This is a genomic window from Methylosinus sp. PW1 (assembly GCF_000745215.1).
In the GTDB taxonomy this organism is placed as follows: domain Bacteria; phylum Pseudomonadota; class Alphaproteobacteria; order Rhizobiales; family Beijerinckiaceae; genus Methylosinus.
On the sequence record NZ_JQNK01000009.1, the window covers coordinates 407,908 to 421,203 of the forward strand.

The window sequence follows — 13,296 nt, forward strand, 5'->3', positions numbered from 1 at the left end:
GCGATTCCCGTCAATCCTCGAAAGGATTACGCACGAGAATCGTGTCATCGCGCTCTGGGCTGGTGGAGAGGAGCGCGACCGGAGCGCCGATCAATTCCTCGATGCGGCGCACATATTTGATCGCCTGGGCCGGGAGATCGGCCCAGGAGCGGGCGCCGCCCGTCGTTCCCCGCCATCCCTCGATCGTCTCATAGACGGGCTCGACCCGCGCCTGCGCCGATTGCGAGGCCGGCAGGCGATCGATGCGGACGCCGTCCAAAAGATAATGGGTGCACACCTCGATCGTTTCGAGACCGTCGAGAATGTCGAGCTTGGTCAGGGCGATCCCGTCGATGCCGGAGGTCTTCACGGCCTGGCGCGTCAGCACGGCGTCGAACCAGCCGCAGCGCCGCCGACGACCGGTGTTGGTGCCGAACTCATGGCCGCGGTCGCCGATCAGCGTGCCGATCTCGTCATGGAGCTCGGTCGGGAAAGGCCCGCCGCCGACGCGCGTCGTATAGGCTTTGGCGATGCCGAGCACATAGCCGATCGCCCCCGGTCCGAGGCCGGAGCCGCTGGCCGCCGAGGCGGAGACCGTGTTGGAGGAGGTCACATAAGGATAGGTGCCGTGGTCGACATCGAGCAGCACGCCCTGCGCGCCTTCGAACAAAATGCGCTTGCCGGCGCGGCGGAGATCCTCGAGCAGCTCCCACACCGCATCCATGTAAGGCAGAACCTTGGGCGCGACGGAGAGCAGCTCGTCGCGCACGCTCGCCGGCTCGATCTCGGCCAAGCCGAGTCCACGCCGCAACGGATTGTGATGCGCGAGCAGGCGAGTGATTTTTTCGTCCAGCGTATCGGGCTCGGCGAGGTCCATCAGGCGGACCGAGCGGCGGCCGACCTTGTCCTCATAGGCGGGGCCGATGCCACGCTTGGTGGTGCCGATCCTCACGCCATTGCCGGACGCCTCCTCACGATAGGCGTCGAGCTCGCGATGCAGCGAGAGGATGAGCGGGGCGTTCTCGGCGATCTTGAAATTGTCCGGGCCGATCTCGACGCCCTGCTCGCGCAGACGCTCGATCTCGCCGACGAGAAAATGCGGATCGACGACGACGCCATTGCCGATGACCGAGAGCTTGCCCGGCCGCACTATGCCCGAGGGCAGCAGCGCGAGCTTATAGGTCACGCCATTGATGACGAGCGTATGGCCCGCGTTGTGGCCGCCCTGGAAGCGCACCACCACATCTGCCTCGAGCGAGAGCCAGTCGACGATCTTGCCCTTGCCTTCGTCGCCCCATTGGGCGCCGACCACGACTACATTCGCCATGGCGCTTCAGTCTGCTTTCTCGCGTGAGCCCAAGAAAAAGCCCCGGCGGGTAACGCCGGGGCTCGTTACGGCAGTCCTTTAGCGCAAAGCGAGGGGCGGGTCAAAGGCGGCCGCCTCGCGGCCGCGATCGATTTGCGCCCGGCCTCAAAAAAAAAGCCCCGGCGCGGGACACCGGGGCAAGGGGAGGCTCGAGGGGGACGGGAGCGAAGGATCGGCTGTCAGAAGACGAAGGCGAAATACAAGTCGCTTGTCTTCTGCGAGCATAATCGCGCCTCTCGCATTGCCTCGACATTGTCGCCGCATGAAATTTTCGTAACCAGAGCGCGCGCTCACGGGAAACATCTGCCGAAGGCCGCGAGCAGCCGCGGATCGCCGCGCAGCCTGATCTTGAACGTGGCGAGCGCCCATAAGAGGCTCCTCTCCTTGCGCAGAAAACGCAGCCAGGTCAGCGTATCGGCGCGGACGCTGAGATCGGCCTCACCGATCAGCCCCTCCCCGACCTCGAGCCGGCCATTCGCGATCGTCACAGTGAGGTCCTTACGCTCCGCGCCGCTGAAGGCGAAGTGATAGACCGCCGAGAGGCCGGCCGCGCGCTTCTTCTGAAACCGCAGCGACAGGCCGCGCGCGAAGCTCGCTATGGAGGCGGCGCGCATGCCATTGGCGACGCGATTCACCCGCTTGTGCGGAAAGCGGCGCTTCACATAATCCTCGGCGTCCGAATGCGGCGTCACATAGATCGTCTCCTCCTTCTTCTTCAGCGGATCGACGATGCTCTGAAGAAAACCGCTTCGATCGCCGCGATAGGCGCCGATGACGTCCTCGCCCGCCGGACAGACGGCGAGACAATAGGCGGCCTTGTAATTCGGCCCATAGGCGAGGCTCTGCCACATGGAGACGCTCTCCGCGTCCTCGACCTTCTCGCGATAGCCGGCGGCGCTTTTCGCATCGGCGATCGTCTCCACCCAATCCATGAAGCCGCCCATGAACTCGCGATAATTATGCGTGTAGCAGGCGGCGAAATCGAAGCCGCCGTCCGGCGCTATCGCGCCCGTCGGACAGACGGCGACGCAGAGCTTGCAGGAGAGGCAGGGATTATAATCGAGCGGGCGCGAATAGCTGTCGAGCGCGACATCGACGACCATCGTCCCGAGCAGAATGAAATTGCCGAATTTCGGATGAATGACATTGCGATGCACGCCCATCTTGCCGAGCCCGGCGGCGACGGCGACGGGCTTATGCGAGATCACCCACATTTTATTGGGCCAGCGCGCCGCCTCCATCGGAAAGGCCATGGCGGGATAGGCCGCCCGCAGGCCCATATCCTCGAGCATTCGCGTCAGCCGATGCGACACCGCATCGGTCTCGTCGCCGACGCGGTGAAACTCGACATTGGCGAGCGAGCGCGCCGGGCTGCGGATGTTTTCGCGATTCATCCTCATCACAAAAGAGACGAGCGTTCGCGCATAGGGAAAGGCGGCGAGAATCTCCGCGCGCTCGAAAGCGATCGCCGGATCGTCGATGGAGACGAAGCCGACATCATCCGCGCCGGCGGAAAGCGCCATCTCGCGCAAGCGTCGCGCCTCGAATGGCTCTCGCGCCAGCGGCGGCGAAGCGATCTCATGAGCCTGCATAGACATGTGCATATGCCCCTTTTTGCGCGTGAGCCATGCGATGCGCGCGCCTCACGAAAACTGGACCGCGAGCCTTCAGGCGCGCTCTATTTCACAAAGTTACGCATCAATCGTCCTGAACGGCGGCGGCGAGCGCGCGCAATTCCCCGACGAGATGCGCCAGTCTCTCGGCGCCGAATTTCTCTTCCGTCTTGGTCTGCGCCGCGCGCCAAAGCGGCAGCGCGATGGCGAGCGTGGCGCGGCCCTGCTTGGTCAGCGTCACCTCGCGCGTGCGGCGATCCTCGCCCGCCTTCACGCGCAAGAGCCCGCGCTTTTCCATCACCGCCAGATTGCGCGCGAGCGCGCTGCGATCCAGCACGAAAACCTCCGCGAGCTTGCTGACCGTCCAACCTTCCGCCAGCGAGCAGGCGACGAGCAGCGAATATTGCGTCGGCTCGAGATCGAGCCCGGAAAAACTCTCCGCATAGAGCTTGCCGACGGCGCGCGCCGCGCGTCGCACATTGGCGACAGCGCAGCTTTGCGCGCAGGCTCTCACTTCGGCCGGATCAGGCTCATTCATAGGAAAGATGTATATGCCCCTATCTGCCGGGCAGTCAACCGCGAGCGTCTGCGCCATAGATGAGCGAAAGCTCAGAACGGCAATGGCGCGCGGTCCGGCTCGACCCACGCTCGCGGTGCGGCGACGCTGAACAGCGCGTCTCGACTCCAATAGGACAGGAGCCAGTCTGAATGACCGAGCGGCGAGGCCATGAGGGATAGAAGCACCGCATGAAGCGGCGCGTCGGGGGAGTGAGCGCGCAAATGTTCGGCTGCAGCCCGCATCGAAGCGAGCGTGATGGTGTGGTGATAGCCGCCGGAATCCGTGTTGGCCGTGCTCGTCGCCTCATTGTAGCGCGTTATGATTTCGCGGATTTCCAGGGGCGTCGCGAGGTCGGGCCGGTTCCGCAAAAGCCATAGCGCCGTCGCGAAATGCGCCGCATGTGTCCATTCCACCTTCGGCAGGCTTCGATCGATCACTTTCGAAGCGAGCCGCTCGATCGCATCGTCCTCGGACAAAACCATCGCATCTGGTCCTCTATGAGGAGCCGCCCATCCATCATCGCGAGCGTCGCGATAAAATCATGTCACCACCGTCAGCTTGCGCGCGGCGCGCGTCACGCCCGTATAGAGCCAGCGCGCGCGATGCTCGCGAAAGGCGAAGGACTCGTCGAACAGCGCGACATCGTCCCATTGCGAGCCCTGCGACTTGTGCACGGTGAGGCAATAGCCGAAATCGAACTCGTCCGTATCCTTGCGCTGCGCATAAGGAATGTCGGCGTCGCCGCCTTCGAAGAATTGCGGCAGCACGCCGACGCGCTGGAATTTCCCCGCCGTCTCCTCTGGCTCGACGAGCAGACGCACTTTGCCGCGCCGCAGAGCGCCGGCGCTCTTCACCTTGAACAGCGCGCCATTGAGCAGGCCCTTCTTGCGATTATTGCGCAGGCAGACCAGCTTCTCGCCCGATTGCGGCAGCGAGCCCGTGAAGCCGCGCAATTGCCGCAGGCGATTATTATAGGCGCGGCGCGTGCGATTGAGCCCGACGAGCACCTGATCGGCGTTGGTGACGAGCGCAGGATCGAGCGCGTCGCGCCGCACCACTTGCGTCTCGCCATAGACGCCATAATCGAGCCGTCCGCCCTCGCGAATAATCATGGAGAGACGCACGATCGGATTGTCCGCCGCCTGTCGATGCACTTCCGTCAACATCACATCGGGCTCGGCCTCGGTGAAATAGCCGCCCCCCTTCACCGGCGGCAATTGCGCCGGATCGCCCAGCACCAGCACTTTCTTACCGAAGGAGAGAAGATCGCGGCCGAGTTCCTCATCGACCATGGAGCATTCGTCGATGATGATGAGCTTGGCTTTCGCCGCGTCGCTGTCCTCGTTCAGCTCGAAAGCCGGCTCCTCCGTCTCCGTATCGGTGGCGCGGTAGATGAGGCTATGAATGGTGCGCGCGTCCTTGCACCCCTTGGAGCGCATCACCAACGCCGCCTTGCCGGTGAAGGCGCCGAAGGCGACATCGCCATCGACGCTCTCGGCGATATATTGCGCCAGCGTCGATTTGCCCGTGCCGGCATAGCCGAACAGACGAAACAGCTGCGCCTTTCCGTCCTTCAGCCATGCGGCGACGGCCGAGAGCGCGCACTCTTGTTCGTTGGTCCAGACGGGCATGGGGTTCTTGACGATTCGCGGATGATCGGGCCGACAGGATGACGAAAGCCGCGGGCCGCCGCAAGTGTCGTGAACAGCCCCGCGCGCAGAATGCGGCGCCCGCGAGCCCCTTGACAAGCCGGCCCACGGAAAATCAAATCGTTCAGGTTCGACAAAAATAGATTGAGGCCATCAATGCGAAGTCTATGGTGCGGGATCGCTATCCTTTTTGTGACCCCTCTGCACGCAGACCCCGTCGATTTCGACACGTTCTTCGACAACGCGGCGAGATGCCGTCAATCACAAGCTTTCGTGACTCTCCATAGAAATATCGGAGATCGCTACGGCAATGACGCAGAATCCAAGAACACGCAAGTGAACCAGTCGGTTCGTGTAACAATTCCCCTCGAAATAAGAGCTGGAGTCGGCAAGGCGCGATCCGTCAATAGAGGCGAATATACCCAGGTCGTCGTTCCGCTGGACGGACTTTGGCACGGCCTCAAATTGCGAGAACTGGAATTCGCAGTCGGAAATCAAAACGGCGTACAGCAATGGCGAATTCGATTCTCGGAACCGCGTTCCGCTGTGCTTCGTGTTTTCGGAACCGAAGTTTCGGCGGCCGACCGCGCTCTAAAGGCGGACCCGGAGAGCGCTCCTTTTGGTCATTCCGCCAAAATTCCCAAGGGATCCAACGGCGAAATTGTTTGCGATTTTTCAACCTGACCAATAAGGGAGACGAACGAGAGATAGCCTTTCTAGCCTTTCCCTTCACCAACTTCGCTATTTGTTCAGCTTCCCCTTCACCACTTTCGTGCCCGCCTTGCCCGCCATCGACCGCGGCGCGGGACGCGACAGCGGCCGCGCTTCGCCGCCGCCGAAATTATGCGGCCCCATATCGGCGTCGGTCGGCTTGCGGGCGCGCGTGCCGGAGAGCGCGGGCGCCTCCCCTCCCCGCCCGCGCGGGCGCATCAGCGGATTGGCCTCGGCGAGAAGCTCGGCGCGTTGCAGGCGGGAAATCTCGTCGCGCAGCCTTGCCGCCTCCTCGAAGGCGAGATCGGCGGCGGCCGCCTTCATGCGCTTCTCGAGATCGGCGAGCGTCGCCTGCATATTGTGGCCCGGCGCCAGCTCGGAGAGGCCGGCGTCCACGGTCACATGATCCTGCTCGGCGAGCGAGCCGAGAATATCGGCGATATCACGCTTGATGCTCGCCGGCGTGATGCCGTGCTCGGCGTTATAGGCCTGCTGCTTGGCGCGGCGGCGATCGGTCTCGTTCATGGCGCGCTGCATGGAGCCGGTGATGTGATCTGCATAGAGGATCACGCGTCCGTCGACATTGCGCGCAGCGCGGCCGATCGTCTGCACCAGCGATGTCTCGGAACGCAGAAAGCCTTCCTTATCAGCGTCGAGAATGCCGACGAAGCCGCATTCGGGAATGTCCAAACCCTCGCGCAGAAGATTGATGCCGACGAGCACGTCGAAGGCGCCGAGTCTGAGATCGCGAATGATCTCTATACGCTCGATCGTGTCTATGTCCGAATGCATGTAGCGCACGCGCACGCCATTCTCGTGCAAATATTCGGTGAGGTCTTCGGCCATGCGCTTCGTCAGCACGGTGACGAGCGAACGATAGCCCGCGTCGCTCACCGCCTTCACCTCGCCGAGCAGATCATCGACCTGCGAGCGCGCGGGACGTATCTCCACCGGCGGATCGATGAGGCCGGTCGGGCGAATGACCTGCTCGACGAAGACGCCGCCCGTGCGCTCCATCTCCCAATTGCCCGGCGTCGCCGAGACGGCGACCGACTGCGGCCGCATCGCGTCCCACTCTTCGAAACGCAGCGGGCGATTGTCCATGCAGGATGGCAAGCGAAAGCCATATTCGGCGAGCGTCGCCTTGCGGCGAAAGTCGCCCTTGTACATGGCGCCGATCTGCGGAATGCTCACATGGCTCTCGTCGGCGAAGACGATGGCGTTATCGGGCAGATATTCGAACAGAGTCGGCGGCGGCTCGCCGGGCTTGCGGCCGGTGAGATAGCGCGAGTAATTCTCGATGCCGGCGCAAGAGCCGGTCGCCTCCATCATCTCGAGATCGAAGCGCGTGCGCTGCTCCAATCGCTGCGCCTCGACGAGACGACCAGCATTGTTCAGCTCGCCGAGCCGTCCGCGCAATTCGTCCTTGATCGCCTTGATCGATTGCAGCAGCGTCGGGCGCGGAGTCACATAATGCGAATTGGCGTAGACCTTCACGAATTCCAGGTCTTGCGTCTTCTTGCCGGTCAGCGGATCGAACTCGCAGATCGACTCCACCTCATCGCCGAAAAAGGAGATACGCCAGCCGCGGTCCTCATAATGCGCCGGGAAAATATCGACCGTATCGCCGCGCACGCGAAACGTGCCGCGCGTGAAATCGGAGCCGATGCGGCGATATTGCAGAGCGACGAGATCGGTGACGAGCTGGCGCTGCTCCAATTTCTCGCCCAGGCTGACGCCGAAGGTCATCGCCGTATAGGTTTCGACAGAGCCTATGCCATAGATGCAGGAGACCGAAGCGACGATGATGACGTCGTCGCGCTCCAGAAGCGAGCGCGTGGCGGCGTGGCGCATGCGGTCGATCTGCTCATTCACCGAGGATTCTTTCTCGATGTAGGTGTCGGTGCGCGGCACATAGGCCTCGGGCTGATAATAATCGTAATAGGACACGAAATATTCGACAGCGTTATTGGGAAAAAAGCTCTTGAACTCGCCATAGAGCTGGGCGGCGAGCGTCTTGTTCGGCGCCAGCACCAGCGCCGGCCGTTGCGTGCGCGCGATCACCTGCGCCATCGTGTAGGTCTTGCCGGAGCCGGTGACGCCGAGCAGCACCTGATCGCGCTCATTCGCCTCTATGCCGGCGACCAGCTCCTCGATCGCCTGCGGCTGGTCGCCGCGCGGCTCGTAATCGGAGACGAGATCGAATTTGACGCCGCCCTCGCTCTTCTGCGGCCGCTCCGGCCGATGCGGCGTCCAGGGCTTCTTCTCGCGCAGATTGGGATCGCCGAGCTTCAGCAGCTGCTCGAGGCTCTCCATCGTCGCCGAAACGCCGCCCGCCCCGCCGAGATCGAGCCTGTCGACAAGCTCACCATCGACCGCGCCGGCGTCATAGGCCGCCTGCGGCGCCTCCTCGAAGCCAGCCTGTCGCTCGGCGAGGCCCGGATTGAGCAACGCCTGCAGATGCGGCGCGATCGGCGACACCTCGGGCTTGGCGGCCTTGGCGCGCGTCGGCTTCGCGGGGTTTTTGGGCTTTTTCGGAGGAGAGGCCATGGCCGCGAATATGGCCCCGGAATCGCGCTTTTGGAAGCGAAAAGCGATCCGCCTCGCCGGTCACGCCGGCTCCTCGGCCTCCGCCCATTCTTGTGCTCCCGCGCGCGGCGAGCCTTCCTCATCCGCCTGCCGCTGGCGACGCCACATAGCGGCGTAGGCGCCGTTCTTCTCCAGCAATTGCTGATGCGCGCCGCGCTCCACGATTCGGCCGCGATCGAGGAACAGAATTTCATCCGCATCAACGACGGTGGAAAGGCGATGCGCGATGACCAGCGTCGTGCGGCCGCGCGAGACGCGCGCCAGCGCCTCTTGAATCTCATGCTCGGTGAAGCTGTCGAGCGCCGACGTCGCCTCGTCGAGAATGAGCAGCGGCGGGCCTTTCAAAATCGTGCGCGCAATGGCGACGCGCTGCTTCTCGCCGCCCGAGAGCTTCAGCCCGCGCTCGCCGACCTGCGCCTCATAGCCGTCGGGAAGCGAGCGGATGAAGCTGTCGATCTGCGCGAGACGCGCCGCCTCGCGCACCTCCTCCATGCTCGCGTCCCAGCGACCATAGCGTATGTTGTAGGCGATGCTGTCGTTGAACAGCACCGTATCCTGCGGCACCATGCCGATCACCTCGCGCAGCGAGCGCTGGGTGACGGCGGAAATATCCTGCCCGTCTATGGTGATGCGCCCCGCCTGCGGCTCGTAGAAGCGGAACATGAGCCGCGAGATCGTCGATTTTCCCGCGCCCGAGGGGCCGACGATGGCGATGGTCGCGCCGGGTGCCGCGGTAAAGCTCACGCCCTGCAATATCGGCCGCTTGCTGTCATAGGCGAAGACGACGTCATCGAAAACGATGCGCCCTTCCCGCACCTCGAGGTCCTGCGCGCCGGGGCGATCGGCGATCTCCGGCTGCTGCGACAGAATGGCGAACATTTTTTCTATGTCGACGATCGCCTGCCGCGTCTCGCGATAGAGCGTGCCCATGAAATTGAGCGGCTGATAGAGCTGGATCATCATGGCGTTGACCAGCACGAAATCGCCGACGCTGTTGCGCCCGCTGCGCACGCCCTGCACGCAGAGGACCATCATGACCGCTAAGCCGATCGTGTAGATCACCGCCTGTCCGGCGTTGAGAAGCGCGAGCGATATGTAGGAGCGTATGCTGGCGTTCTCATAGATCGCCATGGATTTGTCATAGCGCTCCGCCTCGCGCCGCTCGGCGACGAAATATTTCACCGTCTCATAGTTCAGCAGGCTGTCGATCGCCTTCACATTGGCGTCGACGTCGCTCTCGTTCATCGAGCGTCGGATGGCGATGCGCCAATTGGTGGCGATGAGCGTGTAGCCGAGAAAAGCGGCGATCGTCGCCATGGCGACCAGCGCATAATCCCAATCGAATTGCACGGCGAGCACGCCGACGACGAGCGCGAACTCGACGATTGTGGGAACCGCCGTCGACATCACGAGCCGCGTGAGCGTCTCTATGCCGTCGCGGCCGCGCTCCAGCACGCGCGTCAGGCCGCCGGTCTTGCGGCCGATGTGAAAGCGCAGCGACAATTGATGCATATGCACGAAGACGTGATTGGCGAGACGCCGCACAGCGTGCATGGCGACGGCCGCGAAAAGCGCGTCGCGCGCCTGCGTCAGCAGCGCATAGAGCGCGCGCAGCACGCCATAGAGAATGGTGAAGCCGACGGCGCCGCCGAGGATCGTCGGAACGGCGGCGTCCGAAGCGAGGCCGTCCGCCGCCCATTTGAAGGCGAAAGGAACAGCCATGTTCACCAATTTTCCGACGAGCAGCAGAGCGAGCGCGATCAGCACGCGCCGCTCGAGGTCGCGGCGGCCTTTCGGCCATATATAGGGCCAGAGGTTGCGAATGGTCGCGACGATGGAATCGCGCCGAAGCGGCTGTTCCTGCGCCTCGACCGCCCCATGTAATGAAACTTGCGCCGAAACCTGTTCTTCTTCGCTATCGACCTGTCGCATCACCCTCTTCCGATCCTTCGCACAGAGGCGCCGCTATGACATCTGGCTTTCATATAAGGGGTTTGAAGTGCGAACGCACGAGCGCCGCGCTCACGCCGGCGACATCCACCGGCCTTGACGCGGCCACACCGGCGGGCCATCAAGCAAAAATGAACGACATTCGAAAAATCGAACGTGTCTGCGTCTATTGCGGCTCCTCCACCGGCGATGATCCGATCTACGCCCATGCTGCGGAAACGCTGGGCGCGGCGCTGGCGCGCGAAGGTATGGAGCTCGTCTTCGGCGGCGGCTCCTGCGGCCTGATGGGCTCCGTCGCGCGCGCCACTCTGGCGCAGGGCGGCAAGGTCACTGGAATTATTCCGAGCTTTCTCGACGAGCGCGAGATCGCGCTCTCCTCCGTCACCGAGCTGGAGGTCGTGCCGGACATGCATACGCGCAAGCGTCTGATGTTCGAAAAGTCCGACGCTTTCGTGGCGCTGCCCGGCGGCATAGGCACGCTCGAGGAGCTGACCGAGCAATTGACCTGGATTCAGCTCGGCCGCCACAGCAAGCCGCTCGTCATCGCCGACATAGGCGGCTTTTGGAAGCCGCTTCTCTCGCTCTTCGCGCATATGCACAACGCCGGCTTCATCCGCCCTGGCTATGAGGTGCGCTATATGGTCGCCGAACGCATAGAGGATGTGATCCCCATGCTGCGCGCGACGCGCGTCGCCAAGAGTGAAGGCGAAGAGACGGCAATAGAAAAGCATTTTTGATCGTAGCGCGCTCCCTTCTCCCATGAAATGGGAGAAGGACGAACGGCTAGACCGCGCCAGACCGCACGAGCTTATAGACGATGGCGTCGACCAGCGCCTCAAAAGAGGCGTCGACGACATTGGGCGAGACGCCGACGGTGGACCATATCTCTCCCTTGGCGTCCGCGCATTCGACCAGCACGCGCGTCACCGCATCGGTGCCGCCCTGGAACACGCGCACACGATAATCGACGAGCTTCACATCCTCGATGAAGGATTGATATTTGCCGAGATCCTTGCGCAGCGCGACATCGAGCGCATTGATCGGGCCATTGCCCTCGGCGGCGGAAATGGTCGAGCGCCCGTCGATGCGCAGCTTGACGATCGCCTCGGCGCCCGCCTCCTCCGCGCCGAGATTGGCGCCGAAGCGGCGATCCACGGCGACGCTGTAGCGCTCGATGTCGAAATAATGCGGAAGCTCGCCGAGCACGCGCTTGGCGAGCAGATAGAAAGAGGCGTCGGCGCCTTCATAGGCGTAGCCTTGCGCCTCCTTCTCCTTCACCTCGTCGAGCAGACGCGTGAGGCGCGGATCGTCCTTCGCGAGCGAAATTCCCAATCGCTCCAGCTCGGCGACGATATTGGATTTTCCCGCCTGATCCGACACCAGCACGCGGCGCTGATTGCCGACGCTCTCCGGCGGCACATGCTCATAAGTGCGCGGATCGGTCAGCACGGCGGAGGCGTGAATGCCGGCCTTGGTGGCGAAGGCGCTGGCGCCGACGTAAGGCGCGTGACGATTGGGCGCACGATTGAGCAATTCGTCGAGCGCATGGCTGGTGCGCGTCAAATGCGTCAGGTTTTCGCGCGTCACGCCGATCTCGAAGCGATCCGAGAATTCACTCTTCAGCAGAAGATTTCCGATGATCGTCGTCAGATTGGCGTTGCCGCAGCGTTCGCCGAGCCCGTTGAGCGCGCCTTGAATCTGCCGCGCGCCGCCGCGCACAGCGGCCAGCGAGACGGCGACCGCCTGCCCCGTATCGTCATGCGCATGAATGCCGAGTTTCGCGCCCGGAATGACGCGCGCGACCTCCGCCACTATGCGCTCCACCTCATTGGGCTGCGAGCCGCCATTGGTGTCGCAGAGCACGATCCATCTCGCGCCGGCCTCATGCGCAGCATTGGCGCAGGCCAGCGCATAATCGCGATTGTCCTTATAACCGTCGAAGAAATGCTCGCAATCGACGAGAACTTCCTTGCCGCGCGCGACGGCGGCGGCGACTGATTGGCGAATGCCGTCGAGATTATCCTCGAGTGTCGAGCGCAGCGCGACGCGCACTTGATAATCCCAGGCCTTGGCGACGAAAGTCACGCAATCGCAATCGGCGTCCAGCAGAGCGGCGACGCCGGGATCGTTGGACGCAGAGCGGCCCTGCCGGCGCGTCATGCCGAAGGCGGCGAAATGCGCCTTCAAGGGCGGGCGTTTCGCAAAAAACTCGGTGTCCAGCGGATTGGCGCCGGGATAGCCGCCCTCGATGTAATCGAGGCCGAGCTCGTCGAGCATTGCGGCGATCTGGCGCTTGTCGGCGAGCGAGAAATCGACGCCGGTCGTCTGCGCGCCATCGCGCAGCGTCGTGTCGAAGAGCGTCAGCCTCTCCCGTGTCATTGCGTTGCAGCCTTGCTCTCGAGTTGCTTCTTCATCGTGGTGTTGCCGAGCCATTCGCCGCGCAGCTCGCGCATGTTGCGCTGATGGGCGACATAGCCGCGCGCGGCGAAGAAATCGCGCGCCGCGTCGGAAGCGTCGACGCTGATCTCGCGCGTTCCACGCGCGGCGGCGAGCTTTTCCATGGCGTCGGCGAGCGCCGAGCCGACGCCGCGCCGCGCCGCGCGCGGATGCACATAGAGCATGTCGAAGAGACTATTGTCGCGCAGCGCGGCGAAGCCGGCGAGCTCGCCGTCGAGCGAGGCGACAATGGTCAGCGCGCCAGCGAGCTTCTTCGCAAAAGCCTCTTCGTCATCGGCGGCGGCGGCCCAGGCGGCGAGCTGATCCTCGCCGTAATCTTCGGCGGCGAGCGTCTCTATGCTCGCGCGAAACAATTGCGCGAGGCGCGGCGCATCGTTCGGCAGAAAGGGACGAAGCCCGGGAGTGGAAGCGGCGCGCGCCATG

11 protein-coding genes are annotated in these 13,296 nt (G+C 63.5%); 2 read left to right on the forward strand and 9 right to left on the reverse strand.

The features are described from left to right. Positions 1-10: 10 nt before the first annotated feature. The 5 genes from K369_RS11270 to K369_RS11290 form a co-directional block, all read right to left on the reverse strand. A complete protein-coding gene (locus K369_RS11270) occupies positions 11-1,306 on the reverse strand; it encodes an adenylosuccinate synthase (protein WP_036291214.1) in 1,296 nt (431 codons plus the stop codon). A 329-nt stretch (positions 1,307-1,635) separates the two neighbouring features. Beyond that, positions 1,636-2,943: an SCP2 sterol-binding domain-containing protein gene (locus K369_RS11275; protein WP_036291216.1), complete on the reverse strand. Its 1,308-nt coding sequence runs from the start codon at positions 2,941-2,943 to the stop codon at positions 1,636-1,638. Between the two features lie 100 nt (positions 2,944-3,043). Then, positions 3,044-3,496 (reverse strand): MarR family winged helix-turn-helix transcriptional regulator, encoded by a 453-nt coding sequence (locus K369_RS11280; RefSeq protein ID WP_051949517.1) that lies wholly within the window; start codon positions 3,494-3,496, stop codon positions 3,044-3,046. Positions 3,497-3,567: 71 nt separating this feature from the next. Next, positions 3,568-3,999, reverse strand: a complete 432-nt coding sequence (locus K369_RS11285; protein WP_036291217.1) for a hypothetical protein — start codon at positions 3,997-3,999, stop codon at positions 3,568-3,570. Between the two features lie 57 nt (positions 4,000-4,056). Further along, on the reverse strand, positions 4,057-5,148 hold the full coding sequence (locus K369_RS11290; protein WP_036291219.1) for an ATP-dependent RecD-like DNA helicase: 1,092 nt from the start codon (positions 5,146-5,148) through the stop codon (positions 4,057-4,059). 210 nt (positions 5,149-5,358) lie between these two features. Here K369_RS11290 and K369_RS26435 point away from each other — a divergent pair, with 210 nt between their 5' ends. Then, positions 5,359-5,850 carry a hypothetical protein gene (locus K369_RS26435; RefSeq protein ID WP_156967855.1) on the forward strand — a complete coding sequence of 164 codons (492 nt, stop codon included), beginning with the start codon at positions 5,359-5,361 and terminating at the stop codon, positions 5,848-5,850. Positions 5,851-5,907: 57 nt separating this feature from the next. Here the strand turns inward: K369_RS26435 and uvrB are convergent, their stop codons facing one another. Together uvrB and K369_RS11305 are read right to left on the reverse strand one after the other, a co-directional pair. Beyond that, positions 5,908-8,427, reverse strand: coding sequence for an excinuclease ABC subunit UvrB (uvrB, locus tag K369_RS11300; protein WP_036291224.1), 2,520 nt, complete (start codon positions 8,425-8,427; stop codon positions 5,908-5,910). A gap of 60 nt (positions 8,428-8,487) precedes the next feature. Then, on the reverse strand, positions 8,488-10,398 hold the full coding sequence (locus tag K369_RS11305) for an ABC transporter ATP-binding protein/permease (RefSeq protein WP_036291225.1): 1,911 nt from the start codon (positions 10,396-10,398) through the stop codon (positions 8,488-8,490). Positions 10,399-10,547: 149 nt separating this feature from the next. Here K369_RS11305 and K369_RS11310 point away from each other — a divergent pair, with 149 nt between their 5' ends. Further along, positions 10,548-11,153 (forward strand): TIGR00730 family Rossman fold protein, encoded by a 606-nt coding sequence (locus K369_RS11310; RefSeq protein ID WP_036294925.1) that lies wholly within the window; start codon positions 10,548-10,550, stop codon positions 11,151-11,153. A 46-nt stretch (positions 11,154-11,199) separates the two neighbouring features. Here the strand turns inward: K369_RS11310 and cimA are convergent, their stop codons facing one another. Beyond that, positions 11,200-12,795, reverse strand: coding sequence for a citramalate synthase (cimA, locus tag K369_RS11315; RefSeq protein ID WP_036291228.1), 1,596 nt, complete (start codon positions 12,793-12,795; stop codon positions 11,200-11,202). After that, on the reverse strand, positions 12,792-13,295 hold the full coding sequence (locus K369_RS11320) for a GNAT family N-acetyltransferase (RefSeq protein WP_036291230.1): 504 nt from the start codon (positions 13,293-13,295) through the stop codon (positions 12,792-12,794). Before K369_RS11320 ends, cimA begins: the two co-directional genes overlap by 4 nt. Position 13,296 lies beyond the last annotated feature (1 nt).

Coding starts and splice junctions, on each gene's coding strand:
- K369_RS11280 (WP_051949517.1), bottom strand. CDS start 3,496: ATGAATGAGCCTGATCCGGCCGAAGTGAGAGCCTGCGCGCAAAGCTGC.
- K369_RS11305 (WP_036291225.1), bottom strand. CDS start 10,398: ATGCGACAGGTCGATAGCGAAGAAGAACAGGTTTCGGCGCAAGTTTCA.
- cimA (WP_036291228.1), bottom strand. CDS start 12,795: ATGACACGGGAGAGGCTGACGCTCTTCGACACGACGCTGCGCGATGGC.
- K369_RS11320 (WP_036291230.1), bottom strand. CDS start 13,295: ATGGCGCGCGCCGCTTCCACTCCCGGGCTTCGTCCCTTTCTGCCGAAC.
- K369_RS11275 (WP_036291216.1), bottom strand. CDS start 2,943: ATGTCTATGCAGGCTCATGAGATCGCTTCGCCGCCGCTGGCGCGAGAG.
- K369_RS11270 (WP_036291214.1), bottom strand. CDS start 1,306: ATGGCGAATGTAGTCGTGGTCGGCGCCCAATGGGGCGACGAAGGCAAG.
- K369_RS11310 (WP_036294925.1), top strand. CDS start 10,548: ATGAACGACATTCGAAAAATCGAACGTGTCTGCGTCTATTGCGGCTCC.
- K369_RS11290 (WP_036291219.1), bottom strand. CDS start 5,148: ATGCCCGTCTGGACCAACGAACAAGAGTGCGCGCTCTCGGCCGTCGCC.
- K369_RS11285 (WP_036291217.1), bottom strand. CDS start 3,999: ATGGTTTTGTCCGAGGACGATGCGATCGAGCGGCTCGCTTCGAAAGTG.
- uvrB (WP_036291224.1), bottom strand. CDS start 8,427: ATGGCCTCTCCTCCGAAAAAGCCCAAAAACCCCGCGAAGCCGACGCGC.